23 protein-coding genes, 1 pseudogene and 1 riboswitch are annotated in these 23,006 nt (G+C 60.3%); of the genes and pseudogenes, 10 read left to right on the top strand and 14 right to left on the bottom strand.

Annotated features, from left to right (window positions below; all coding sequences use genetic code 11):
* Positions 1 to 249: 249 nt before the first annotated feature.
* The 4 genes from ABWL43_RS04720 to ABWL43_RS04705 form a co-directional block, all read right to left on the bottom strand.
* Complete coding sequence (locus ABWL43_RS04720; RefSeq protein ID WP_106579575.1) at positions 250 to 1,614, bottom strand: DUF1329 domain-containing protein; 1,365 nt, start codon at positions 1,612 to 1,614, stop codon at positions 250 to 252.
* A gap of 43 nt (positions 1,615 to 1,657) precedes the next feature.
* Positions 1,658 to 3,517, bottom strand: coding sequence for a DUF1302 domain-containing protein (locus ABWL43_RS04715; RefSeq protein ID WP_106579576.1), 1,860 nt, complete (start codon positions 3,515 to 3,517; stop codon positions 1,658 to 1,660).
* A 333-nt stretch (positions 3,518 to 3,850) separates the two neighbouring features.
* Positions 3,851 to 5,533, bottom strand: coding sequence for a fatty acid--CoA ligase (locus ABWL43_RS04710; protein ID WP_404486942.1), 1,683 nt, complete (start codon positions 5,531 to 5,533; stop codon positions 3,851 to 3,853).
* Positions 5,534 to 6,578: 1,045 nt separating this feature from the next.
* Complete coding sequence (locus ABWL43_RS04705) at positions 6,579 to 7,211, bottom strand: LysE family translocator (RefSeq protein WP_404486940.1); 633 nt, start codon at positions 7,209 to 7,211, stop codon at positions 6,579 to 6,581.
* 84 nt (positions 7,212 to 7,295) lie between these two features.
* Between ABWL43_RS04705 and ABWL43_RS04700 the strand changes: the two genes are divergently transcribed.
* The 3 genes from ABWL43_RS04700 to ABWL43_RS04690 all read left to right on the top strand — a co-directional run bounded on the left by ABWL43_RS04700 (position 7,296) and on the right by ABWL43_RS04690 (position 10,135).
* Positions 7,296 to 8,261: a 2-hydroxyacid dehydrogenase gene (locus tag ABWL43_RS04700; RefSeq protein WP_124416452.1), complete on the top strand. Its 966-nt coding sequence runs from the start codon at positions 7,296 to 7,298 to the stop codon at positions 8,259 to 8,261.
* A gap of 30 nt (positions 8,262 to 8,291) precedes the next feature.
* On the top strand, positions 8,292 to 9,290 hold the full coding sequence (locus ABWL43_RS04695; RefSeq protein ID WP_404486938.1) for a methyltransferase: 999 nt from the start codon (positions 8,292 to 8,294) through the stop codon (positions 9,288 to 9,290).
* A 51-nt stretch (positions 9,291 to 9,341) separates the two neighbouring features.
* Positions 9,342 to 9,461: riboswitch (yybP-ykoY riboswitch) on the top strand.
* 89 nt (positions 9,462 to 9,550) lie between these two features.
* On the top strand, positions 9,551 to 10,135 hold the full coding sequence (locus ABWL43_RS04690; RefSeq protein ID WP_016974259.1) for a TMEM165/GDT1 family protein: 585 nt from the start codon (positions 9,551 to 9,553) through the stop codon (positions 10,133 to 10,135).
* Between the two features lie 121 nt (positions 10,136 to 10,256).
* Here the strand turns inward: ABWL43_RS04690 and ABWL43_RS04685 are convergent, their stop codons facing one another.
* Positions 10,257 to 11,075, bottom strand: coding sequence for a M48 family metallopeptidase (locus ABWL43_RS04685; protein ID WP_145165144.1), 819 nt, complete (start codon positions 11,073 to 11,075; stop codon positions 10,257 to 10,259).
* A gap of 228 nt (positions 11,076 to 11,303) precedes the next feature.
* On the opposite strand from ABWL43_RS04685, the pseudogene ABWL43_RS04680 reads away from it, so the two are divergent.
* Positions 11,304 to 12,584, top strand: a pseudogene (locus ABWL43_RS04680) (HAMP domain-containing protein); the annotation flags it as partial.
* Between the two features lie 15 nt (positions 12,585 to 12,599).
* Entirely contained in the window at positions 12,600 to 13,442 is an 843-nt protein-coding gene (locus ABWL43_RS04675; RefSeq protein ID WP_370004727.1) for a methyl-accepting chemotaxis protein, read from the top strand.
* Positions 13,443 to 13,559: 117 nt separating this feature from the next.
* Here ABWL43_RS04675 and ABWL43_RS04670 read toward each other — a convergent pair whose 3' ends face one another.
* From ABWL43_RS04670 to ABWL43_RS04660, 3 genes are read right to left on the bottom strand one after another with little or no spacing between them, the layout of a single operon-like run.
* Positions 13,560 to 14,180, bottom strand: a complete 621-nt coding sequence (locus ABWL43_RS04670) for an SOS response-associated peptidase (protein WP_262206924.1) — start codon at positions 14,178 to 14,180, stop codon at positions 13,560 to 13,562.
* Positions 14,181 to 14,216: 36 nt separating this feature from the next.
* Positions 14,217 to 14,477 (bottom strand): putative signal transducing protein, encoded by a 261-nt coding sequence (locus ABWL43_RS04665; RefSeq protein WP_106578701.1) that lies wholly within the window; start codon positions 14,475 to 14,477, stop codon positions 14,217 to 14,219.
* 11 nt (positions 14,478 to 14,488) lie between these two features.
* Entirely contained in the window at positions 14,489 to 14,671 is a 183-nt protein-coding gene (locus tag ABWL43_RS04660) for a CPXCG motif-containing cysteine-rich protein (protein ID WP_145165150.1), read from the bottom strand.
* A 131-nt stretch (positions 14,672 to 14,802) separates the two neighbouring features.
* On the opposite strand from ABWL43_RS04660, the gene ABWL43_RS04655 reads away from it, so the two are divergent.
* Entirely contained in the window at positions 14,803 to 15,966 is a 1,164-nt protein-coding gene (locus ABWL43_RS04655) for a 1-acyl-sn-glycerol-3-phosphate acyltransferase (protein ID WP_178119739.1), read from the top strand.
* Positions 15,967 to 16,087: 121 nt separating this feature from the next.
* On the opposite strand, the gene ABWL43_RS04650 is transcribed toward ABWL43_RS04655, so the two are convergent.
* Entirely contained in the window at positions 16,088 to 16,345 is a 258-nt protein-coding gene (locus ABWL43_RS04650) for a hypothetical protein (protein ID WP_145165154.1), read from the bottom strand.
* A gap of 183 nt (positions 16,346 to 16,528) precedes the next feature.
* Between ABWL43_RS04650 and ABWL43_RS04645 the strand changes: the two genes are divergently transcribed.
* The gene (locus tag ABWL43_RS04645; protein WP_106578697.1) at positions 16,529 to 16,738 is read left to right on the top strand and encodes a hypothetical protein; all 210 of its coding nucleotides are present in this window, start codon (positions 16,529 to 16,531) and stop codon (positions 16,736 to 16,738) included.
* Positions 16,739 to 16,795: 57 nt separating this feature from the next.
* On the opposite strand, the gene ABWL43_RS04640 is transcribed toward ABWL43_RS04645, so the two are convergent.
* The gene (locus ABWL43_RS04640; protein ID WP_064450736.1) at positions 16,796 to 17,380 is read right to left on the bottom strand and encodes a YajG family lipoprotein; all 585 of its coding nucleotides are present in this window, start codon (positions 17,378 to 17,380) and stop codon (positions 16,796 to 16,798) included.
* A gap of 182 nt (positions 17,381 to 17,562) precedes the next feature.
* Between ABWL43_RS04640 and ABWL43_RS04635 the strand changes: the two genes are divergently transcribed.
* Positions 17,563 to 17,796, top strand: a complete 234-nt coding sequence (locus tag ABWL43_RS04635) for a hypothetical protein (protein ID WP_145165156.1) — start codon at positions 17,563 to 17,565, stop codon at positions 17,794 to 17,796.
* A 724-nt stretch (positions 17,797 to 18,520) separates the two neighbouring features.
* Positions 18,521 to 20,029: a malate dehydrogenase (quinone) gene (mqo, locus tag ABWL43_RS04630; RefSeq protein ID WP_106578695.1), complete on the top strand. Its 1,509-nt coding sequence runs from the start codon at positions 18,521 to 18,523 to the stop codon at positions 20,027 to 20,029.
* Positions 20,030 to 20,098: 69 nt separating this feature from the next.
* Here mqo and ABWL43_RS04625 read toward each other — a convergent pair whose 3' ends face one another.
* From ABWL43_RS04625 to ABWL43_RS04610, 4 genes are all read right to left on the bottom strand, one after another.
* A complete protein-coding gene (locus tag ABWL43_RS04625) occupies positions 20,099 to 20,386 on the bottom strand; it encodes a PA4642 family protein (RefSeq protein WP_145165158.1) in 288 nt (95 codons plus the stop codon).
* A 266-nt stretch (positions 20,387 to 20,652) separates the two neighbouring features.
* Positions 20,653 to 21,138 carry a hypothetical protein gene (locus ABWL43_RS04620; RefSeq protein WP_404486933.1) on the bottom strand — a complete coding sequence of 162 codons (486 nt, stop codon included), beginning with the start codon at positions 21,136 to 21,138 and terminating at the stop codon, positions 20,653 to 20,655.
* A 35-nt stretch (positions 21,139 to 21,173) separates the two neighbouring features.
* Positions 21,174 to 21,641, bottom strand: a complete 468-nt coding sequence (locus tag ABWL43_RS04615) for a WbuC family cupin fold metalloprotein (protein WP_242194683.1) — start codon at positions 21,639 to 21,641, stop codon at positions 21,174 to 21,176.
* A 3-nt stretch (positions 21,642 to 21,644) separates the two neighbouring features.
* On the bottom strand, positions 21,645 to 22,202 hold the full coding sequence (locus ABWL43_RS04610; RefSeq protein ID WP_025856323.1) for a hypoxanthine-guanine phosphoribosyltransferase: 558 nt from the start codon (positions 22,200 to 22,202) through the stop codon (positions 21,645 to 21,647).
* A gap of 164 nt (positions 22,203 to 22,366) precedes the next feature.
* On the opposite strand from ABWL43_RS04610, the gene upp reads away from it, so the two are divergent.
* Positions 22,367 to 23,005 carry a uracil phosphoribosyltransferase gene (upp, locus tag ABWL43_RS04605; RefSeq protein WP_017138223.1) on the top strand — a complete coding sequence of 213 codons (639 nt, stop codon included), beginning with the start codon at positions 22,367 to 22,369 and terminating at the stop codon, positions 23,003 to 23,005.
* Position 23,006 lies beyond the last annotated feature (1 nt).

The raw sequence follows: 23,006 nt of genomic DNA, 5'->3' as shown, positions 1-23,006 counted from the left end.
AGATGTCCGCAGACTAGCGGTAAAAGCGGCGGGTTTGTAGATCTTTGCAACATTTACCTGAAAAAGAACTACGACAAAAAATGTGGGAGCTGCCTAGCGCAAGGCTGGCTTGTGTGGGAGCTGGCTTGCCTGCGATAGCATCAACTCGGTGTAACTGATACACCGAGGCGCCTGCATCGCGGGCAAGCCCGACTCCCACACAAGCCAGCTTTACACAAGCCAGCTCCCACATTGTCGAGTGAGTGTTGCTTAGCGCACACCATCCTGGCGCAGGGCCGCCGGGGTGAAGTCGCTGGTGGTGGCGGTGAAGCCGAAGTCATACGCCTGCTTCTCTTCGTTCTTCATGCCCAGGGCCAGGTAGCGGCCGGACTGCAGGTCGTAGAGGGTTTCGAGGGCATACCACGGCACTTGTTTGTCGTAGTAGTTCTCGGCGTGAGCTTCAGCCACGCGCCACAGTTGGCCACGGCCGTCGTAGTGGTCGATCACCGCGGCTTGCCAGGTGTCTTCGTCGATGAAGAAGTCACGCTTGGCATAGATGTGGCGCTGGCCTTCCTTCAAGGTTGCGACCACGTGCCAGACGCGGCGCAGCTCATAACGTGCCAGGTCCTGGTTGATGTGGCCGGCCTTGATGATGTCGACGTACTTGAGCTTCGGATCGTCGATCTTGTAGCTGTTGGAGGCGATGTAGATTTCTTTTTTGCCTTCCAGCTTCCAGTCGTAGCGGTCCGGTGCGCCGTTGTACATGTCGAGGTTGTCGGAGGTACGCAGACCATCGGCGGCGGTGCCCGGCCCGTCATAGGACACTTGCGGCGCCCGGCGAACACGGCGTTGGCCGGCGTTGTAGACCCACGCCGAACGCGGCTCCTTCACCTGGTCGAGAGTTTCGTGCACCAGCAGCACACCACCGGCCAGACGTGCCGGCGCGGTCACTTGCTGCTTGAAGTAGAACAGCACGTTGCCCGGGTTTTTCGGGTCGTAGTCCTTCATCTTGTCGCGGAACACAAACTGATCGCGAAAATACACCAGGCTGAACGAGCCGTTGGTTTGCGGCGTGGCCTGAGTGACCAGACGCGTCACGCTGCCGCCGCGATAGCGGGTGATGTGATTCCAGATCACTTCCACGCCGCTTTTCGGGATCGGAAACGGCACCGCGGTTTCGAAATTTTCCAGGCCGTTGCCGCCAGACACGAGGTTGGTGTTGGTGGCGTTCTTCTTGATGGCGGCGAACACATCAGCCGGCACGGTGGCGCCGCGATGGGTCGGGTAGACCGGCATCTTGAAGGTGTCCGGGTAACGCTTGAACATCGCGTACTGCCCCGGCGCCAGCTTGTCTTTGTACTGCTCGACGTTCTGCGCGGTGATCGTGAATTGCGGCTGCTCGCTGGCATACGGGTTGGCGAGGAAACCACGGGCATCCACGGCGCCGGCATTGGTGGGCAGCGGCGACCATTTGGGGATGGTGCCGGCCGCGTTGCCCGCCATTTCGGCGCCCATCGGGGTCAGGGTCGTGCCCAACTTAGCGGCTTCATCGGCCGAGACTGCCGCCATGACGCTACCCGCCATGATCGACAGCCCAAGCACACCCACGTGCAACAGACTTTTAGTTATTTTCATGTTCTGGCTCTTCCTGAAATGCATGCATCTGAAAAAGAAAGTCTTAGAAGTTCACGCCGGCGCTCAAGGCGATAAAGTCGCGATCGTCCACCGTGGTGAACCGGCCACCAAAGAAGTTGGTGTAGTTCAGGCCGACGGTGTAGGTGTTCTGGTACTCGGCATCGACGCCCAGGCTGACGGCCTTGCGACCCTCTTCAAAGTTGCCGCCAGGGCCTGGCGAATACCCTTTGACGTCATGAGACCAGGCCACGTTGGGCTTGAGGTTCACACCGGCAAACACATCCGGGTATTCCCAGATCGCCCGGGCGCGATAACCCCAGGACGTCGCGGTGGTGTAGCCGTCGTTGTTGCAGTTGGTGTTCAAGCCGGATGCATTCGGCAGGCCCGCACCTTGAGCGGTCGAATTGTTCAGCGCGTTGCAGAAACCACCCGGCAGCGTGCCAGGGCCGAACACTGGATCACGGCCATAACGCGCAGTGTTTTTGCTTTCCAAGCCGCCCACATGGGTTACGCCGATTTCGCCCACGGTGGTCAGGCGGGTCGCGCCCATCACCTGGTCGAAGAAGTGCGTGAAGGTGGTCTGGAACTGGGTCACTTCCTTACGGTTGTAGCCGTGCAGGTCTTGGCCCGGTGTGCCCTTGAGCACCGATGCATTTTCATAGCCCCGAATCGGCGTAACGCCCGCATACAGAATATCGGTGGTGCTCAGTTGTACCGGCGCGTTTGGCCGGTAGCTCAATTCACCACTCCAGGCGGTGCCGGTAGGCAGCGTGGTGGAGAAGCTCAGGCCGTAGAGGCGGATATCTTCCGGGTACTCGACAAAGTACTGGGAACTGCCGGCCACGATCAACGGACGCAAAGCCGCCAGTTGCCCCAGCGGACGGGTGTAGGCCGAGTTTGGCGCGCCGGTGGCGCTGAAGATTGGCGCACGGCTGTGGTAGTTCATGAAGTACGCGCCGAACTCCGTGTCCAGTGGCTCGAAGTTGTAGTGCATGGCCACGCCGAACTGGCCGCTGTCCCGTGCATCACGGTCACCGCCACGTTTTACCAGCACGCCCTCATTGTTCACGTCCACACCCAGCGCGTTCAATGTCGGCAAGGCCGCGCCAGGGATGGTGGAGCGCTTGTTCAAGACCCGCAGGTTATTGCTGCAACCGTCGGCAATCACGTCTGGCTGGGAGAAAAACGTGCCGCAGTTATCCACCACGGTCTGGTCCCACTCCAACTGGTAGAACGCCTCTGCGGAGAGGTTGTCGGTGAGGGTCTGGGACACGTAGAACATGTTGACCGGAATCAAGCCTTCCTTGATCTCGGCGCCCGGACGACGGAATGCAGACACGTCGATCGGGTTGATCGAGTTGATACCGCCACCAATGAACGTACTTTCGCCCCAGCTCACTACCTGCTTGCCGAAGCGCACGCTGCCTGGCTCATCGGCAACGGTGTAGTTGTGATAAATGAACGCATCGAGAATCTGCCCGCCCGAGGACTTGGCGCCCTCTTTGCGGTTGTTGTTGCTGACGTTCTTGAAGTCCAGGTCTTCGTTTTGCAGCGCGAAGTCGTACCAGTACTTGCCACGCACAAAAATGCCGGTGTCGCCGTATTTCAATTCAAGGTCATGGATACCCTTGAAGATCTTCGAGAAGGAATCACCCTTGTTGAAGTTCAGGTGGCCGTCATCGGAGGTCTGTGAAAGCCCCTTGCCGCCGTTGTTGACACCAATCAGGTCTTTATTGCGACCCGCAGTCGACCAGCTCGCCCCCACCGACAGGGATGAGTCAAAGCTGCCTTCGATTTCACCGATGTTGAAACTGACGCCGAATGCGGGCCCGGCGAGCGTAGAAGCGAGACTGACGGCCAGGGGCAGTCTTGCCCGGCGCCAGAACTGGTTTACTGAGGTCATCGACGCTACTCCATGTGCATTATTGTTATGGCAGTGAGTTCTTTCTTGTGGATGCGTGTAACGGCCGGAATACAACGATTCCAATGCCGAACGGCAACCGAGCCCCCATGGCCCGAAGCGCAACATCCTTGAAAAACTCTGAGATGGACTATAGCCAGCAGGGGGTACCGCTTGATCCCTCTAAAGTGTGATTTGCATCACCAACCCGTCTGCCACAGTCCTTTCGCCACACCGACGAAGGCCGGCGCGGCAAGGATGGCTGAAAATTGGCAAATCACAAGTGAAGGCTTGAGATAGAGCATTGCCGCGCCCGATCGGGCGCGGCGAGGGGCATCAGAGGGTGGACAGGAACGTGCTGTTATTGGCTTGCCATTCAATGATGTCGATACGGATACGTTTTTTGTCGAGTTTTCCTACACTGGTCTTGGGAATTTCAGTAACAACGGCAATCTGGCTTGGAATCGCCCACTTGCTCAAATGGCCCAGTTCGACAAAAGGCTTGAGGTGTTCCTTGAGCTCGCGAGCACCTATCACATGGCCATCACGGACCACCAGCAACGCAAACGGGCGCTCGCCCCACTGCGGGTCGGCGATGCCCACCACCGCTACTTCGCGTACCGCCGGGTGACGGCTGACCAGGTCTTCGAGGGCCAGGGAGGAGATCCACTCGCCGCCGGTCTTGATCACATCCTTGATGCGGTCGCGAATGTCGATCACGCCAAATGCATCGAGGGTGGCCACATCGCCGGTGTGCATCCAGCCACCCTCCCACAGCTCGGCGCCCTTTTGCGGCTCGTTGTAATAGCCCTCGGTCAGCCACGGCGCGCGCAGCACCAGCTCACCCTGGGACTCGCCGTCAGCGGGCAGGAAGTTGCCTTCGCTGTCGACAATCGCCGCTTCCACCAACGGCCCGGGCACGCCGGCCTTGATGCGGTAGGTGGTGCGCTCGTCCTCGGTGCCGGCCATCAGTTCTTCGTTGAGGTGGGCACACGACACCAGCGGCCCGGTTTCGGACATGCCGTACGCGGCAGTCAGTTGAATACCGCGCGCCTTGGCGGCTTCATACAGCGTGCGATTGAGCGAGCTGCCGCCGATGACGATTTTCCAGCCGCCAAAATCCACGCCTTGCGCCGCCTTGGCGTTGAGCACCATTTGCAGGATGGTCGGCACGCAGTGGGAGAAGGTGACCTTTTCCTTGCGCCACAACTCCACCAGGTATTCCGGGTCGTAGCGGCCTGGATAGACCTGCTTCAAACCGAGCATGGTTGCCACGTACGGCAAGCCCCAGGCGTGCACGTGGAACATCGGCGTGATCGGCATGTACACGTCGTTGGTGCCCAGCAGGCGCACGCTGTCGACGCTGCCCATGATCGTCGCAACGCCCATGGTGTGCAGCACCAGTTGGCGGTGGGTGAAGTACACGCCTTTGGGGTTGCCGGTGGTGCCGGTGGTGTAGAAGGTGGTGGCGACGGAGTTTTCGTCGAAGTCCTGGAAGTCGTACGTGGGGCTGGCGGCCGCCAGCAGGGTTTCGTACTCGCCGACCAGGTTGGGCAGCTCGGCGGTTTTTTCGTCGCCGTCGGTGAGCAGCAGCGTTTTGTCGACCGTGGTCAGGTGGCCGGCGATGGCCTGGTAAAGCCCCACGAACTCGCTGTTGACCAGCACGAAGCGGTCCTCGGCGTGGTTCATGGTGTAGAGAATTTGTTCCGGCGACAGACGCACGTTGATGGTGTGGATTACTGCGCCGATCATCGGGATGGCGAACATGCATTCCAGGTAACGGTGGCTGTCCCAGTCCATCACGGCGACGGTGTCACCGGCCTTGACGCCGGCCTCGGTCAGCACGTTGGCCAGGCGCGCGACGCGCTCGATGAGGGTGGGGTAGGTGTAACGCAGTTTGTCGCGGTAGATGATTTCCCGGGTTTTTTCGTAGCGGGTCCCGGACATCAGCAGGCGTTTGATCAACAGTGGGTATTGGTAAGCGCCTTCGGCGGGTGGGATAACACGGGTCTGCAACATACGAATCCCTTATCTGACTGCACGGTGTTGGCTTGAAGACCTGCACTTTAGAGAGCTTATGTGTCAGCTAAATCAGCCAAAGGAATGATTTGCAGAGGCCGATGAATGCTAGCTTTGCGCCATCATGCAGGTGCTGCCGGCTGGGGGCATATCCGTTATTTGGGTGATGGCCGCTTGGGGTTCCGCCCTTACGGCGGGTCACTTTTGAAAAGAGCCCAAAAGTAACCAAAAGGCTCTTGCCCCACCACTCGGCACCTCGCTTAGGCTCGGTGTGCCCTCACTCCGGCTTGAATCCGTGGGCCGCCGTGACGGGCCATCCATGGCCCAACACGGCTAACCCGGCGTCCTGCCGGGTTACCCACGGATTCAAGCCTGCGTTCGGCCAGCGTGGTTTAACGGGGCGCCTAAGATCAAAGTCAAAAGCAGATCAAGATCAAAAGCAGAGCACGGCGGCCTAGTAGCCGACCTGAGTGGTTAGATCAAAAGCAAAAGCGAGGCGGCCTGACAGCCGACCTGATTCTGGAACCTGAACTCAATCAAATGTGGGAGCGGGCTTGCTCGCGAAAGCGGTGGGTCAGTCAGCTTATGTATCACTGATCCACCGCATTCGCGGGCAAGCCCGCTCCCACATTTGGAGCTCAGTGCATCAGATAGAGGTGTGTTGCTGTGCTGTTGCCCTGCTTTTGCTTCAACCACTCAGGTCGGCTACCAGGCCGCCGTGCTCTGCTTTTGATCTTGATTTTGATCTGACAGGCCCCGTCAACCACGCTGGCCGAACGCAGGCTTGAATCCGTGGGTAACCCGGCAGGACGCCGGGTTAGCCGCGTTGGGCCATGGATGGCCCGTCGCGGCGGCCCACGGATTCAAGCCGGAGTGAGGGAATGCCGAGCCTAGGCGAGGCACCGAGTGGTGGGGCAAAGACCTTTTGGTTACTTTTGGGGCGTTTGCCAAAAGTGACCCGCTGTAAGAGCGGAACCGCCAGCCGCCATTACCGCAGCAACGGATATGCCCCCCCCTTCCCACAGCACAAACCAAACCCCACCCCTCACTTCATACTCGTAAACGCAAGCTTCACACCAATCGCAATCAAAACCGCCCCCATGGTCCGATCAAACCAATGCCCCATCCGCGCAAACCCTGCACGCACCCGCTGCTGACTGAACAACATAGCCACCAGGCAAAACCACAACGCCGTCGCCACCGCCAGGTACACACCGTACCCAGCCTGAATCGCCAGCGGCGTGTGCGGATTGATCACCACCGTAAACAGCGACAGAAAAAACAGCGTGGCCTTGGGATTCAAACCATTGGTCACAAACCCCGCGGTAAACGCCGAACGCGGAGTGCGCTCACCCACTTCAGGCTGCAACTCACCCTCGGCAACCGGCTTGGCCGGCTGCGCGCGCAACGCTTTGAAACCGATGTACAGCAAGTACGCCGCCGCCGCCCACTTCAGTGCGTTAAACAGCACGATGGACTGCGACACGATCAAACCAATCCCCAGCAGCGAGTAGCCCACGTGCAGGAAAATCGCCGAGCCCACCCCCAGCGCGGTCCAGGTGCCGGCGCGACGCCCATGGGTCACACTCTCGCGCACCACAACAGCGAAATCCGGGCCGGGGCTGGCCACCGCCAACAAGTGAATCAGGGCTACGGTCAAAAACTCGGCGGCGTACATGCTCACTCCATTAAGTAACTGATTATTTCATCTGATAGGCTCGGCAGATTACGCCTTCGAACCCTGTCGCAAAAGGTACAGTTGATGACGAACAATCGCCGCGCCGTCTTCCTTGATCACCCGTCCCTGGACCTTGGGGACCTGGACCTCAGCGAATTGCGCAACAGCTTCAGCGACCTGCAACTTTACGCGCACACCACGCCGCAGAATGTGGTCGAACGCCTGCAAGGCGCCCAAGTGGTCATCAGCAACAAAATCGCGCTGAATACCGAAACGCTGCAAGCCTGCCCCGAACTCAAGCTGATCCTGGTCTCGGCCACCGGCACCAACAACGTCGACCTCGCCGCCGCCCGTGCCCATGGCATTACGGTGAGCAACTGCCAGGGCTACGGTACGCCGTCGGTGGCGCAGCACACGATCATGCTGTTGCTGAATCTGGCGACACGCCTGAACGACTACCAACGCGACGTCAGCGCGGGCAAATGGCAACAAGCCAAGCAGTTCTGCCTGCTGGACTACCCGATTGTCGAGCTGGAGGGCAAAACCCTCGGCCTGCTCGGCCATGGCGAACTGGGCAGCGCCGTCGCGCGCCTGGCCGAAGCCTTCGGCATGCGCGTGGTGCTCGGCGCGATTCCGGGCCGCCCTGCCCGCGCTGACCGCGTGCCCCTGGATGAACTGCTCGCGCAAGTCGACGCGCTGACCCTGCACTGCCCGCTCAATGAACACACCCGCGACTTTATCGGCGCCCGCGAATTGGCACTGCTCAAGCCCGGCGCGTTTATCGTCAACACCGCGCGCGGTGGCTTGATCAACGAACAAGCCCTGGCAGACGCGTTGCGCAGCGGCCATCTGGGCGGTGCGGCCACCGATGTGCTGAGCGTGGAGCCACCGGTCAATGGCAACCCGCTGCTGGCCGGCGATATTCCTCGCTTGATCGTGACGCCCCACAACGCCTGGGGCAGTCGCGAAGCGCGGCAGCGCATCGTTGGTCAACTGGCGGAAAACGCCCGCGGCTTTTTCAACGGCACCCCGCTGCGCGTCGTCAGTTGATAAACTGCGCCCCTTTTCAAGGAGCAGACCATGGATCCGCGCAGTGAAGTACTGCTTCGTCAGGCCGAACTTTTTCAAGGCAACCTGCTGCTGGTAGGTTTGCCCGCCGACGATTTGCTCGGCCGCCTGCCCAATGCCCACGGCTGGAGCTGGCATGCCGGCGACCAGGCGGCGCTCGATGCGCGCTTCCCCGAGCGCAGCCATTTCGGCGTGAACGCGCCCGAGCGCGATTTTGATGCGGCGGTGATTTTCCTGCCCAAGTCCAAGGACCTCACCGACTATCTGCTCAACGCCGTGGCCGCACGCCTGCCCGGCGCTGAGCTGTTTCTGGTGGGCGAGAAAAAAGGCGGTATCGAAAGCGCCGCCAAGCAGATGATTCCGTTCGGCAAGCCCCGCAAGCTCGACAACGCGCGGCACTGCCAGCTGTGGCAGGTCACCGTGGCCAATGCCCCGCAAGCAGTCGAACTGGAAAGCCTGGCGCAGGTGTTTGACGTGCCGCTGGCCGAAGGACCGCTCAAGGTTGTGAGCCTGCCGGGCGTGTTCAGCCACGGTCGCCTGGATCGCGGCACCGAGCTGTTGCTTGCACACCTGGACAAGTTGCCCAGCGGGCACTTGCTCGACTTTGGCTGCGGCGCCGGCGTGCTGGGCGCTGCGGTCAAGCGTCGCTACCCGCACAACACGGTGACGATGCTTGACGTGGATGCGTTCGCCGCCGCCAGCAGCCGCCTGACCTTGGCGGCCAATGGCCTGGAAGCCGAGGTGTTGACCGGTGACGGCATCGACGCTGCGCCGATGGGTTTGAACGCGATTTTGAGCAACCCGCCGTTCCATGTCGGCGTGCACACCGACTATTTCGCCACGGAAAACTTGCTGCGAAAAGCGGCGAAACACCTGGCAAAAGGCGGCGAACTGCGCTTGGTGGCCAACAGTTTCCTCAAGTACCAACCGCTGATCGAAGAGCACTTGGGCGTGTGTGCAATCAAGGCCGAAGGCAATGGTTTTCGCATTTATCGTGCCAAACGCGGCTGATGGCTTTTTGAAAAAGAAGGCTTGCCGAATGGGTTTTGCCTAGGCAGAATCCGCTCCGTCCTAGGGGAGTAGTCTCCCACGAGCGCCATGCTCGTCCGGCATACGTCAACATACTTGGTCAGCAGACCATGGCGTATGCGACCCAGGAGTCCGCACAGACGGACCGGGGTTTGACAAGACCTATGACACGCACACCTTACCCGGGGCGGGAAGGCTGTACGTGTCATAGCCGTGTCGACCCGCCCCTGGAAACTTACCTGATGCTGGATTCATTACTCGTTCCTACCGCAATCGTTGCCCTGGCCGAAATCGGCGACAAGACGCAACTGCTCGCGCTCATCCTTGCTGCTCGCTTCCGCAAGCCCTGGCCCATCATCGCCGGCATCGTCGCCGCGACCCTGGCCAACCATGCGGCCGCCGGTGCCGTGGGGGCCTGGTTCGGCAGCTTCTTCTCGGATGCGGTGTTGCACTGGATCCTCGCGGCGAGCTTCTGCGCCACGGCGCTGTGGACCCTGGTGCCGGACAAACTCGACGACGACGAAGCCAGTACCACGCGTAAATTCGGGCCGTTCCTGACCACGCTGATTGCGTTCTTCCTCGCCGAGATCGGTGACAAGACGCAGATCGCCACGGTGATGCTGGCCGCGCAATACCCTGAGCTGTGGCTGGTGATTATCGGCACCACCCTGGGCATGCTGATTGCCAACGTGCCGGTGGTTCTGGCGGGGAATTTCGCCGCGGAGAAACTGCCGCTGACCCTGATTCGTCGACTGGCGGCTACGGCGTTCTTCGTTCTGGCGGTGGTGGCGGTGTACAAGGCCATGCAAAGCAGCGGCTGGATCTAGACCTGTAACCCCAATCCAATGTGGGAGCTGGCTTGCCTGCGATAGCATCAACTCGGTATTTCTGAATGACCGAGCCGCCTGCATCGCAGGCAAGCCAGCTCCCACATGGGTCCGCGTTAACTCAGGATTTTTTGGCCTGCTGGTAAAGCGGCATTACTTTCGGAATCGCCGCCTGCAACGAGGCGATTCGGCTGTCGGAGGCCGGGTGTGTGCTCATGAACTCCGGCGGCGCACCTTCCGAAGCCTTGGCCATCTTGTTCCACAGCGTGATGGCCGCGTTCGGGTTGTAGCCGGCCCGGGCCGAGAGCTCCAGGCCGATCAGGTCGGCTTCGTTTTCATTGGCGCGGCTGTTGGGCAAGGTCATGCCGTAGTTGGCCACCGTATCGGCCAGCGCCAGGCTGTCCTGGCCCAAACCGAACAAGGCACCGGCGCCCTGCTTGGCCATCTCGATGCCGTAGGCCTTGGACATGGCTTCACGGCCGTGTTCGCGCAAGGCGTGAGCGATTTCATGGCCCATCACCGCGGCCAGTTCGTCATCGGTGAGCTTGAGGTTGTCGATCAACGCGCTGTACACGAAGATCTTGCCGCCAGGTCCGCAATTGGCGTTCATCTCATCGCTTTTGATCAGGTTCACTTCCCACTTCCACTGCGCCGCATCCGGGCGAAAGGTCGGCGCCTGGGCGATCAGTCGGTTGGCAATGGCCTGCACGCGCTTGGCGTTGGCACTGGTCTTGTCGAGCATGCCTTTGCCACTCGCCTCACCCAGCGTCTGCTGGTAGGACTGGGCATACATCTGGTCGACTTCCTGACTCGACAACATGCTGAACATGTACTGCTTGCGCTCTACCCCGACGGCGCCGCCGCTGGTGGTGTTTACCGACTGGCAACCCGCCAGCAGCATCGCCGCAACCAAACCACTTACCGCCAATGACTTCTTCATGAACACGCTCCCTGAAAACATGGCGCGTATCCTAGGCGCTCATGTGTATCGGCGCCAGATACAACAGACGTGTAACCGCTAACTTTCAGATACATCCCACATGCCCACAGCGGCGGCCACCAGTCCATTTGCGACATTCGGCACTATTTCGCCCGCCAAGCCTTAAGCCTCCCGAGCCCGTGGCCGATACACATAGGCAGCCCACCTGCCCTTGCGCCCGGAGCGTTCATGAAATTCAAGTCGATTCAGTTTTCTGTCGCAGCACTGACCGGCGCCATTGTGCTGAGTGTGGTCGCTGTCCTGGTGCTTTACGCGGTGTTCGCCGGCGCGCGCACCCAGGAACTGGTGCAGCAACGCACCCAGGCGCAGTTCGAGCAGATCATCGAGCAACGGCTCACCGCCCTGGCGCAAACCCAGGCCACATTGATCCAGCGTGAATTGGAAGCGCCATTGGTGACCGCCAAAGGCCTGGCCACAGCCAACGCCCTGCTCGGCATGAAAGACGCCAAGGGCGAACCGGCCTTGCAGGTGGGCCGCGAACAACTGATCAACCTGCTGCACGAAACCGTGGTGCGCAACCCGAAAATCCTCGGCGCCTATATCGGCTGGGAGCCCAATGCGATCGACCACAATGACGCCGCCTACGTGAACACGCCGATCGTCGGCATGGCCGCCGACGGGCGCTTCCTGCCGTGGTGGTACCGCAACGCCGATGGCAGCCTGGGCCTGGATAAACTCGCCGACGTCAACGACCAGAACATCCTCGCCACCGGCGTGCGCGCCAGTGAGTACTACCTGTGCTCCAAAGAAAGCAAAAAGCCCTGCGCCATCGACCCTGCGCCTTACAAGGTCGGCAATGCGATGGTGATGCTGGCCTCGTTTATCGAACCGATCATGATTGATGGCACCTTTCAGGGCATCGTCGGTGCCGACCTGTCGGTGAACTTCATCCAGGACATGCTCACCCGCGCCGACCAGAACCTCTACAACGGCGCTGGCGAAATGGCGCTGATTTCCAACAATGGTCGCCTGGTGGCCTACACCAAGGACGCGAGCAAGCTGGGCGAAAAAGCCACTGACTTGCTCGACAGCAACGAGCTGGCCAATCTCGGCCAGTTGAAAGTCGGCGAAGTGCGCTACGACATCGACAAGGAACACGGGCACATCGAGCTGTTCCTGCCCTTCAACATCGGCCAGGCCGAAGCACGCTGGACGTTGATGCTGCAACTGCCACTGAGCGCGGTGATGGCCGATTCGCAAAAACTGCAAAGCGACCTGCAAGCCCAGCGCAAGACCGACACCTTCGGCATGGCCATGGTGGGCCTGTTGATTGCCGGCATCGGCTTGCTGGTGATCTGGCTGGTGGGCCACGGCATCGCCCGCCCACTCAAGCAAATGGTGGCCATGCTCAATGACATCGCACAGGGCGAAGGCGACCTGACGCGCCGCCTGACCAGTGACCGCGCCGACGAACTGGGCGCGATTGCCACTGGCTTCAATACCTTCCTGATCAAGCTGCAGGGCATGATCACCCAGGTGGTGAGTTCGGTGCAGAAGGTCAGCGATTCGTCGGAGCACACCGCCGACATCGCCATTCGCACCAACCAGGGCGTGCACAAACAGATGGTCGAGATCGACCAGGTGGCCACCGCCGTGCATGAGATGACGGCCACCGCCCAGGACGTGGCGCGCAACGCCACCCAGGCCGCGCAAGCCGCCAGCCACGCTGACCAGGCCGCAAGCCAGGGCATGCTCATCGTGCGCGACACCTCTACGTCTATCGGCGCATTGGCGCAGGAAATCGGTAAAGCGGTGGGCGTGGTGCAAACCCTGGCCAAGGACAGTGAGAACATCAACGCGATCCTCACAGCCATTCGCGGGATTGCCGAGCAGACCAACCTGCTGGCCCTCAACGCCGCCATCGAGGCAGCGCGGGCCGGCGAGCAAGGCCGTGGTTTCGCGGTGGTGGCCGATGAAGTGCGCAACCTGGCGCAGAAGACGCAGAAGGCCACCGAAGAAATCCAGACCATGATCCAGCAGTTGCAACAAGGCACGCGCGATGTGGTGAAGGTGATGGAAGACAGCCAGAACCGCACCGATGAAAGCGTGCAGCATGCGGCGAAGGCGGCCGAGGCGCTGGAGACAATTACTCAGGCGGTGTCGGTGATCAACGACATGAACACCCAGATCGCCAGCGCCGCCGAGGAGCAGAGCGCGGTGGCCGAGGACATCAATCGCAATGTGATCAATATCGGCCAGGTGGCCAATGAAGTGGCGGGCGGCGCGGATGAATCGAGCGCAGCCAGCGCGGAGTTGACCAAGCTGGCGGAGCAGCAGCGGCGGTTGATCAATCAGTTCAAGGTTTAGGGATTTGTGGCGGGTTTGAGGCCGCCATCGCAGGCAAGCCAGCTCCCACATTTGGATGGGTGAATACCGTCAAATGTGGGAGCTGGCTTGCCTGCGAAGGGGCCAGTGGCTCCAACCTCAACCCGGGGTCAGGCACTCCGGCCCATTCAGCTTCGGATCATTGACCATATTGGCCAACACTCGCTCGCGCAACGCAGCCGGCTCACTGGCCAGCAAACCCTGCAACACAGGCAACGGCGTTTGTGGATCCAGCCACGCCTCCTGCCCCGCCGCATCCAGAATCAACGGCCGCCGCTGACTCTGCGCCGCCTGGGTCACCACCGCGGTGCTCAGCCACACCTGCTCCTGCACCGGATACGCTTCCCAGATCGCCGCAAAAAACAGGGTCGAGCCCTCGCCCGGCGTCAGCCAGTACGGGCGCTTGCGCTGGGTACCGCGCCACTCGTAAAACCCGTTGGCGGGCAGCAGGCAGCGGCGCTGGCGAAAGGCTTCGCGGAACATCGGCTGTTCGGCCAGGGTTTCGGCGCGGGCGTGGGCCGGGGTGCGGGAAAGGTCAGTCAGCCAGGGCGGCGTCAGGCCCCAGCGTGCACGCGCCAGGGTGCGCTGGCCTTCGCTCAAGCGCTGAATCAGCACCGAATCATTCGGGGAGATGTTCCACTGCGCCTGCTGGTCGGCCGGGAATCCCGGCAAGGCAGCAAACGTAGGGTTCCAGCGAAACAGGGCATAACGTCCACACATGGGGCAACACGACTCTTGGGTAAACCGACCGACAGCCTAACAGACCAATACGTCGGGAAAGCTGTCGGGTTCATCGCCGGGCAACGGTTGCGCGCCGATGTAGGCCGTAATCAGCTCACGGGCGTAAACGGCCTGGTCGTTGTCTACCTCCAGGCCCAGCAGGCCGAAAATCGGCAATTCGCCGGTACCACCGAGTAAATGGCGCCCCACCAGGTGCGCCTCGATGCCCTCGCTGGCGAGCATTTGTTGCAGCAACTCGCCTTCCATCAGGTTTTCCGGTTCATAGATTCGCTGCATGGGCGTACCTGTTACTCGTTTTCGCTGCGGACCGTGAGCATCCATTCGTCACCGTGTACCTGCAGATCAAAGATTATCGGCCGGCAACACACCGGGCAGTCTTCAATGTATGACTGATCGCCGCCGGAAAGATCCAGCACGGCCTCAGCCGGCTCACCACAATAAGGACAATCGTACGACTCGGTTTCCAGCATCGCGGTCTCCCAGGTGACTTGTGCGTATAATCGCCGGTCTATTTACAGGGCTATTCACGGCAGAGCCAATATTGCGGCCGCACCCTGATATTTCCTTTACTTACACTAGCCGTTTCTAACAAGAGAGCATGATGGGCGAATTCGATACCATCCGACCTTACAACGACAGCGAAGTCCCGGCAGTGCTGGCACGTCTGTTCAGTGACAAGGCCTTTCTGGACATCCTGACCCACTTCCGCTTCCCGCGCTTTGCCGGCGCCCTGGGCTGGCTGCTCAAGCCGATGATCGCCCGCAAGCTGCGCCGCGAGTTCGCCGGTGTCACCACCGTGGCCACGCTGCAGGACAAAGTCGAATATTACGTCGACCACACCATTGACCGCGCAACCGACGGCGTTACCTATACCGGCGTCGAGCAGCTCAAGTCCGGCACCGCCTACCTGTTTCTGGCCAACCACCGCGACATCGTGATGGACCCCGCCTTCGTCAACTACGCCGTGTACCACGCCGGCCTGCCGACACCGCGCATTGCCATTGGCGACAACCTGCTGCAAAAGCCGTTTGTCAGCGACCTGATGCGCCTGAACAAGAGCTTCATCGTGCACCGCTCGATCACCGGGCGAAAGGAAAAGATGGCGGCGTATAACCTGCTGTCGGCCTACATCAACCATTCGATCCGCAACGACTGTCAGTCGATCTGGATCGCCCAGGCCGAAGGCCGCGCCAAGGATGGCGATGATCGCACCGAATCGGCGATCCTCAAGATGTTTCACGTCAGCCGCAAGGATGAGCCGTTTGCCGAGGTGATCCAGTCGCTGAACCTGACGCCGGTGTCGATCAGCTACGAATACGACCCCTGCGACACGGCCAAGGCCCGTGAACTGTATATCCGCGCCACCACCGGCACCTACAGCAAGGCGCCGGGCGAGGATGATGTGAGCATCGCTCTGGGCATCACCGGCTACAAGGGCCGTGTGCATGTGAACTTTGCGCCGCCGATCACCGAGCGTTTCGAGGACACCAAGCTGCTGGCGGTGGAAATGGACCGGCAGATTCTCGGCGGCTATCGCCTGTTCCCGGTGCATTACCTGGCGTACGCGCAGTGGAGCGACGCCGACCCGCAATTGCAGGTGCCGACGGCGGCCGAGGTGTTCCCGGCCGATGAGCTGGCCAAGGCGCAAGCGGAGTGGGAGCGGCGCTTGAGTGAGTGCCCGGCCGAGCATCGCCCGTACCTGGTGGTGCAGTACGCGACGCCGGTGAGGAATCAATATCGGGTTAAAGCCGGGATTCCACTGTAAACACCGAAGCAAAATGTCGGAGCGGGCTTGCTCGCGAAAGCGGTGGTTCAGTCAAGGATGTATCGACTCAGACCCTGCATTCGCGGGCAAGCCCGCTCCCACATTTGTTTTGTGGTGTTTTTTAGAGGTGAGTACTGAGCCAGGACGTGGCCAGCGCCAGCCCAAGGCAGGCAAACCCGACGCGGTAAGCCAGACGATGCGCCCGTTCGGTGCGCACATCCAGAAACAACATCGGCTGGTCAATCGCGCGATCTTCGCTTTGCGCGGTCAGATCGGCCAGTGCGCGCTGCTCGCGCAAACGGGTAATGAACAGCAGCGCTGCGCCTGGGCAGGCCACCAGTAGAGCCACAACATTGATCAGCAGTGCAGGCAGCGCCATCGCAAACCTCAGTCGTACAGTGTGCTGGTATCAATTCAGATACAAACCTGAGTGATATCGGCCTCCTGCCGCTGAAACGTTCCGTCCCCCAAGTACGATTAATGTATCCATTAATTTACAGCGTCACCTGAACGTCACCTTAACAAGCCACTCTGTTGCCCTTCGAACACCCGGGAGCTTGTCATGCTGCATGCGCAAAACCAGGATCGGCTGTATTTGATCGCCCCAAACGATGAGCAAGAGGCGCTGGTTGGCGCACTGGCCTTCAATGTCCAGGATCGCCACTGGCTGGTGTATTGCGCGTTGGGCGGGCACCAGCACGCCGACCTGCCGGAGCTGGACCTGCTCACCGGTGTGAGTGTGCTGGACTTTTATGTCGAAACCGCGGCGTGAAAGCGACAGGCGTAAAAAAACCGGGCTCATCGCTGAGCCCGGTTTTTTTATGCGGGGTTACTGCGCGCTGAGCAGTTGGCCGATGCTTGGGTCTTTGAACAGGCGAGTCAGGGCGTCGCTGAGGACGTCGCTGACCAGCTTGGTGTTGGTCTCCTGGTTGGGCGACATGCCGAAACGCTGATTCAGCGATGCGCCGTAGCGGCCACTGTAGCGACGGGTGCCAGCACTGACGTCGGACTTGAACGTCGCGCCAATGGAAGCTTCAGTCACGTACAAGCCTTCTTTGGGCGACTGGTATTTCAGTTCGGCCAGGGTGATGGTCAGCTGAGGCGCGCCCGGCGAGTTGGCAGGTGTGAAGCCCAACAGGCGCACGGCGGCTTCGGCCTGGGCCTGCAGCTTGGGCAGCACGTCTTGACCGGTGACCGAAATAAGCGCGGTCTCAGGGTACAGCCCGCCACGCGAACCCAGCGTCGGCGACGGACGACCGTCCACCACACGCACCGATACCGGCTGACCGTGACCGACAGGCGCCAGCTGCGCGGTGACTTTAGGTTGCGGGCTGAGTTGTTGCGGGCTGTTGGCGCAGCCAACCAGGGTCAAACTGGTCACAGTGATCAAACCGAACAACAGGCGTTGCAACATACTCATTTCTCCAGGACTAGATGCAAACAGGGCGCCAGTATAACGGTGCATGCGCGCCACTCACCAGCCATCCTGAACGGCAGCTGAAGGCATGCTCAAATTACAATTTCGCATAAATCCGTCATTCCAATGTCATGCCACACTGGCAACCTTCAAGCATGTAACGCAACAGGTACAAAGCCATGCGCCTTCTCAAGTCATTGTTCATGCAACACGCCCGTCATCGCCACTATGCGCTGCTTGATGCGCACGGCCATTGCCTGGCGTTCAAGCAGTGCAGCCTGCCGCCTGTCGGCGAAGGTTGGGTGGAAGTGTCGGAGACTCACCTGGGCTGGATGCACCGCCCGCTGCCGGCAAGCGCGCGGGTCAGCCCGAAGGTTACGCACGCACAACCGCGGCATGCGTTGGCCTCCTGACCAAGACACGAATAAAAGTCATAAAACACGCCCATTTCCCCGGCGTTCTTCGCTACAATCTCCCCCCGATTATAAGGACGTCTCCTGATCGGGCCTCGCAGCATCGTTAATGCCTCGGTATTAACCCAACAATCGCCCACAGAGAGCCGCCCACACAGATCGAGTGAAGCTGGCGCGCTTGCTGTTTTCTTTGCAACCCACCCGCCTTACCGAATCTGCCAGAGCTGCCATTGCGCTCGGCCACTTGAGTTGTTTGCCCGTTTTGCCGCGTGTCGGCAGAGGTTTGCGGGCCAGGTGCCAGGCTGGGGCAGCCCTTTTTTGAGGTTCACGTCTTCAAAAGAGCGTGAAAAAACGGGTTTTCACAACTTCACAAGAGTGTGGCGAGCAAATGAATAGTTTGGCGTTTGTACAAGCACCATCAGCGTCTGGAACAGCCCAACCACACAGGACCGAGCACTCCTCAAACACCGGAGCTTGAGCCTGTCCGCTACGGATTGGTTGCACAAATCGCACGCTTTGACCATAAGTCGAATTGCCACAGGCGCCTATGAATGCGTTCATAGGCAGATTAGCCCGGCAGGAAGCGTGTGCTGAAGTTGCAAAGAATTGCGAATCGGACATGGCGATCCTGGCCATGGGTAACCTGGGGCAACACGTGAACCGCCCCGTCACTCCTGGCAGCCATGCCGTCAATTTGGTGCTGCAGATTTTGGAGACGCGTTAAATGGCGCATAACGAAGCAGTCGACGTAGTACTGGTAGGGGCCGGCATCATGAGTGCCACCCTGGCCGTACTGCTCAAAGAGCTCGACCCCGGCCTCAAGCTGGAAGTCGTTGAGCTGATGGATTCGGGTGCCGCGGAAAGTTCCAACCCGTGGAACAACGCCGGTACCGGTCACGCCGGGCTGTGTGAGCTGAACTACACGCCGCAGGCCGCCGATGGCTCCATCGACATCAAGAAAGCCGTGCACATCAACACCCAGTTCGAGGTGTCGAAGCAGTTCTGGGCGTACCTGACCAAAAAAGGCACCTTTGGCTCGTCCAAATCCTTTATCAGCCCGGTGCCGCACCTGAGCTTCGTGCAGGGCGACAAAGGCGTGTCCTTCCTCAAAAAGCGCTTTGAAACCCTCAGCCAGCACCACGCGTTTTCGGACATGCACTACACCGAAGACCGCAGCGAGATGGCCGAGTGGATGCCGCTGATGATGCCGGGCCGCCCGCTCGACGAAAAAATCGCTGCCACCCGCGTGATGAATGGCACCGACGTCAACTTCGGCGCCCTGACCAATCAATTGCTGTCGCACCTGACCAGCGCACCGGATGCGCAGGTCAAGTACTGCAAGCGCGTCACTGGCCTCAAGCGCAACGGCGCGGGCTGGACCGTGAGCATCAAGGACGTCAACAGCGGCAACAGCCGCGAAGTCGACGCCAAGTTTGTGTTCCTCGGCGCCGGTGGCGCGGCCCTGCCGCTGCTGCAAGCCTCGGGCATCGAAGAAAGCAAAGGCTTCGGCGGCTTCCCGGTCAGCGGCCAGTGGCTGCGTTGCGACAACCCGGAGGTGGTCAAGCACCACCAGGCCAAGGTCTACAGCCAGGCCGCCGTGGGTTCGCCGCCAATGTCCGTGCCGCACCTGGACACCCGTGTGGTCGATGGCAAGAAATCCCTGCTGTTCGGGCCATACGCCGGCTTTACCACCAAGTTCCTCAAGCACGGCTCGTTCCTGGACCTGCCAATGTCGATTCGCGCCGGCAACATCGGCCCGATGCTGGCCGTGGCTCGCGACAACATGGACCTGACCAAGTACCTGGTCAGCGAAGTGCGCCAATCCATGGAGCAACGCCTGGAATCCCTGCGCCGCTTCTACCCTGAGGCGAAAGCCGAAGACTGGCGCCTGGAAGTCGCCGGCCAACGGGTGCAGATCATCAAGAAAGACCCGAAAAAAGGCGGGGTGCTGCAATTTGGCACCGAGCTGGTTGCGGCCAAAGACGGCTCGTTGGCCGCCCTGCTGGGCGCGTCTCCAGGTGCTTCGGTGACCGTGTCGATCATGCTGGAACTGATCGAGCGCTGCTTCCCGCAAAAGGCTGCGGGCGAGTGGGCGGCCAAACTGCACGAGATCTTCCCGGCGCGCGAAAAAGTCCTGGAGACCGATGCCGAGCTGTATCGCAAGATCAATACGCAGAACAACATCAGCCTGGAACTGGTTGAGCAAAGCAACGAAGCCGAAAGCTACGCATAAGGCGTTGACGCAATAAAAAACGCCCCGCTCTCGGCATGAGAACGGGGCTTTTTTTTAGGTCTCGGGCACTCAGCTGCGAGCAGCGTTGATCAACTCGATGTACTCATCGGCGTTGCGCTGATCCTTGATCAGGTCAACGAAGGTCTGACCATGCTCGTCCTTGCCATCTAGATCCAGGCCGGCTTCCTTGAAAAAGCCCAGGAACCGCGCGAAGTCGTCGATACGCAAGCCACGGTAGGCTTTGATCAGTTTGTGCAGGGACGGTGAAGTCGCGTCAACCGGCTCGAAGTCCAGGAACAACTTGATCTGGTCGTCGCCAATCTCGTCACCAATCACCTGTTTCTTATCTTTACGCATTACCGACTCCAGCCTGCAGACATTACACGGGAAACGCAGTTTACCTGCGGCACACACGCTTCGGAAGCGACCAAGAACCTATGTGGGAGCTGGCTTGCCTGCGATGGCGGTGCATCGGTGACAGTTGGGCCCACTGACCCGCCACCATCGCAGCATAAAAGGCCGCCACATCCCGTGTGGTGAGCGGGCTTGCCCCGCTCACCACAAAAGCTCGCCTGCTACAGATTTTGTGTTCGCCAGCAGTTGTGTAGATACCTGCGGCCTCACTATTTAGCGCGGACGGCGCCGGTGTGCAGGTCCGCCCAAATGTGCCCGTTGGCATAGCTGAGGAACTGCACATACACCGTGTCGTTGCGCAGCAGGTCAACGATCACGCGGTACTGGGCCACCGGGTAAGACAAGGTCAGGGTCTTACTGCTCTCATCGAACACCGGCTTTTTCAGGCTTTTGCTTTCGGCATCAAAATTGAGCACCACCTGGGCGATGGTCGCGCCTTTGTTCAAGGGTTTGCCCTTGAGGCGAATCATCAGCGGTGACGTCACCGGGATCGGCTGCTGGGTCGATTGGCGCTGATTGCCGACCACCACCGCATACTCGGTGATTTGCAGCAGCTGCTGCTGGTCGGGGGTTTCGGCGCGCACAGTCAGGTCGTCCGGCGGCAGGAATTGGCTGTGCATCGGTGCCGGAGCCGCCGCCAACGGCAAACTGAAGGTCAACGCCAGGACGGCGCAGGTGCGTTTCAACAGGCTCATGGGCCGCTCCGAGAGAGATGGCCGAGCACTGTAGCTCAATCGAACTGGGCGAGCATCCAGCGTCGATACTCGGCAACGCCGGCATCGCCTTCGTGTGGCGCCCAGTCAGCCAACTCGCCCTCGCCTACGGGTCGATATGGCCCGGCCTTGCATTCAAACAACACGCTGTCGGGCTCCAGCACCACCAGGCCGTGAAATACACCGGGCGGCAGGTCGACACCGGCACACTCGCCGCCCGCCTGCAGGACGCGCTTGGCGATCACCTCACCGGTTTCGCTGAAAACCAGCAGGCCCAGGGTGCCCTTGAGCACCATCAGGGTCTCTGCCTTGTCCGCACTCAGGTGCCGATGCGGCGGCACATAGGTGTCGGGTTGCATGCCAACGGCCAGGCGATGGCAAGGCTCTTCCATCTGATGAAAGTTATGATGGTGCCGGCCACGGGGGCTGGCAGCCGCTTTCTCGGCCAGTTCGGTGAACAGTGTTTGATCAAGAAAGCGGACCATGGCTTACATCCCTTTGACGGCGAAGATCCCATTGGCATTACGCCAGTAGCCTTTGTAATCCATGCCGTAACCGAAAATGTAGCGGTCGATGCATGGCAGACCGACGTAATCGGCTTTCAGGTCCGGACGTGCCTTGCGGTCATGGTCTTTGTCGATCAGCACGGCGGTGTGCACTTTGCGCGCGCCGGCGTGTTTGCAGAAGTCGATGATCGCGCCCAGGGTGTGCCCTTCATCAAGGATGTCGTCGATGATCAGCACGTCGCGGTCGATGAACGAGACTTCCGGCTTGGCTTTCCAGAACAGGTCGCCGCCGCTGGTTTCGTTGCGATAACGGGTGGCGTGCAGGTAGGAGGCTTCCAGCGGGAATTGCAGGTGAGTCAGCAATTTGCCGGCGAAGATCAGGCCACCGTTCATCACGCAGAAGACCACCGGGTTGGTGTCAGCCATTTCGCGGGTGATGTGCGCGCCGACCTTGGCGATCGCCTCTTCGACTTGCGCTTCGGTGTACAGGCAGTCAGCCTCGCGCATGATTTGACGGATATGCTCGAGATCAGCGGACATGGCGCTCTCCAAGGGGGTGCTGTGGCAAGAAAAGCGGGCAAAGGTACGCATGTGAGGCGCAACGTTCAAGCCTTAATGGACTAACGTACTAGATGTCTATAGGACAACACCCTCGGATAGATTAATCTAGGCCGGTTTTTTTGCCCGCCGCCGGAGCTTTTCCCATGCCCACTCGCGAGATCCGCCACCCGCTGATCAGACACAAACTCGGCCTTATGCGCCGTGCCGACATTAGCACGAAGAACTTCCGTGAGCTTGCTCAGGAAGTCGGAGCGCTGCTCACTTACGAAGCAACCAAAGATTTGCCCCTGGAAACCTACGAGATTCCTGGTTGGGCCGGCCCCGTCCAGGTCGAGAAAATCGCCGGTAAGAAAATCACCGTGGTGCCAATCCTGCGCGCCGGTATCGGCATGCTCGAAGGCGTCCTCAGCCTGATCCCGGGCGCCAAAGTCAGCGCCGTCGGCGTGGCCCGCAATGAGGAAACCTTGCAGGCCCACACCTACCTGGAAAAACTCGTTCCGGAAATCAACGAGCGCCTGGCCATGATCATCGACCCGATGCTCGCCACCGGCAGTTCCATGGTCGCCACCATCGACCTGCTGAAAAAAGCCGGCTGCAAAGACATCCGCGCCATGGTGCTGGTGGCTGCGCCCGAAGGCATTGCTGCCGTCGAGAAGGCCCACCCGGACGTGCAGATCTACACCGCGTCCATCGATGAGCGCCTGAACGAACACGGCTACATCATCCCAGGCCTGGGCGATGCCGGTGACAAGATCTTCGGCACCAAGCAGAAGGACGCGTGAA

It is taken from the genome of Pseudomonas sp. HT11 (assembly GCF_044875395.1).
Lineage (GTDB): Bacteria > Pseudomonadota > Gammaproteobacteria > Pseudomonadales > Pseudomonadaceae > Aquipseudomonas.
The sequence above is the reverse complement of the archived record's forward strand: the minus strand, read 5'-3'. Positions and strand labels throughout refer to the sequence as shown.

Coding starts and splice junctions, on each gene's coding strand:
- ABWL43_RS04700 (WP_124416452.1), top strand. CDS start 7,296: ATGACGAACAATCGCCGCGCCGTCTTCCTTGATCACCCGTCCCTGGAC.
- ABWL43_RS04635 (WP_145165156.1), top strand. CDS start 17,563: ATGCGCCTTCTCAAGTCATTGTTCATGCAACACGCCCGTCATCGCCAC.
- ABWL43_RS04675 (WP_370004727.1), top strand. CDS start 12,600: ATGATCACCCAGGTGGTGAGTTCGGTGCAGAAGGTCAGCGATTCGTCG.
- ABWL43_RS04705 (WP_404486940.1), bottom strand. CDS start 7,211: ATGTACGCCGCCGAGTTTTTGACCGTAGCCCTGATTCACTTGTTGGCG.
- ABWL43_RS04625 (WP_145165158.1), bottom strand. CDS start 20,386: ATGCGTAAAGATAAGAAACAGGTGATTGGTGACGAGATTGGCGACGAC.
- ABWL43_RS04660 (WP_145165150.1), bottom strand. CDS start 14,671: ATGCTGGAAACCGAGTCGTACGATTGTCCTTATTGTGGTGAGCCGGCT.
- ABWL43_RS04610 (WP_025856323.1), bottom strand. CDS start 22,202: ATGTCCGCTGATCTCGAGCATATCCGTCAAATCATGCGCGAGGCTGAC.
- ABWL43_RS04650 (WP_145165154.1), bottom strand. CDS start 16,345: ATGGCGCTGCCTGCACTGCTGATCAATGTTGTGGCTCTACTGGTGGCC.
- upp (WP_017138223.1), top strand. CDS start 22,367: ATGCCCACTCGCGAGATCCGCCACCCGCTGATCAGACACAAACTCGGC.
- ABWL43_RS04715 (WP_106579576.1), bottom strand. CDS start 3,517: ATGACCTCAGTAAACCAGTTCTGGCGCCGGGCAAGACTGCCCCTGGCC.
- mqo (WP_106578695.1), top strand. CDS start 18,521: ATGGCGCATAACGAAGCAGTCGACGTAGTACTGGTAGGGGCCGGCATC.
- ABWL43_RS04690 (WP_016974259.1), top strand. CDS start 9,551: ATGCTGGATTCATTACTCGTTCCTACCGCAATCGTTGCCCTGGCCGAA.
- ABWL43_RS04720 (WP_106579575.1), bottom strand. CDS start 1,614: ATGAAAATAACTAAAAGTCTGTTGCACGTGGGTGTGCTTGGGCTGTCG.
- ABWL43_RS04665 (WP_106578701.1), bottom strand. CDS start 14,477: ATGCAGCGAATCTATGAACCGGAAAACCTGATGGAAGGCGAGTTGCTG.
- ABWL43_RS04645 (WP_106578697.1), top strand. CDS start 16,529: ATGCTGCATGCGCAAAACCAGGATCGGCTGTATTTGATCGCCCCAAAC.
- ABWL43_RS04640 (WP_064450736.1), bottom strand. CDS start 17,380: ATGTTGCAACGCCTGTTGTTCGGTTTGATCACTGTGACCAGTTTGACC.
- ABWL43_RS04695 (WP_404486938.1), top strand. CDS start 8,292: ATGGATCCGCGCAGTGAAGTACTGCTTCGTCAGGCCGAACTTTTTCAA.
- ABWL43_RS04710 (WP_404486942.1), bottom strand. CDS start 5,533: ATGTTGCAGACCCGTGTTATCCCACCCGCCGAAGGCGCTTACCAATAC.
- ABWL43_RS04615 (WP_242194683.1), bottom strand. CDS start 21,641: ATGGTCCGCTTTCTTGATCAAACACTGTTCACCGAACTGGCCGAGAAA.
- ABWL43_RS04620 (WP_404486933.1), bottom strand. CDS start 21,138: ATGAGCCTGTTGAAACGCACCTGCGCCGTCCTGGCGTTGACCTTCAGT.
- ABWL43_RS04685 (WP_145165144.1), bottom strand. CDS start 11,075: ATGAAGAAGTCATTGGCGGTAAGTGGTTTGGTTGCGGCGATGCTGCTG.
- ABWL43_RS04670 (WP_262206924.1), bottom strand. CDS start 14,180: ATGTGTGGACGTTATGCCCTGTTTCGCTGGAACCCTACGTTTGCTGCC.
- ABWL43_RS04655 (WP_178119739.1), top strand. CDS start 14,803: ATGGGCGAATTCGATACCATCCGACCTTACAACGACAGCGAAGTCCCG.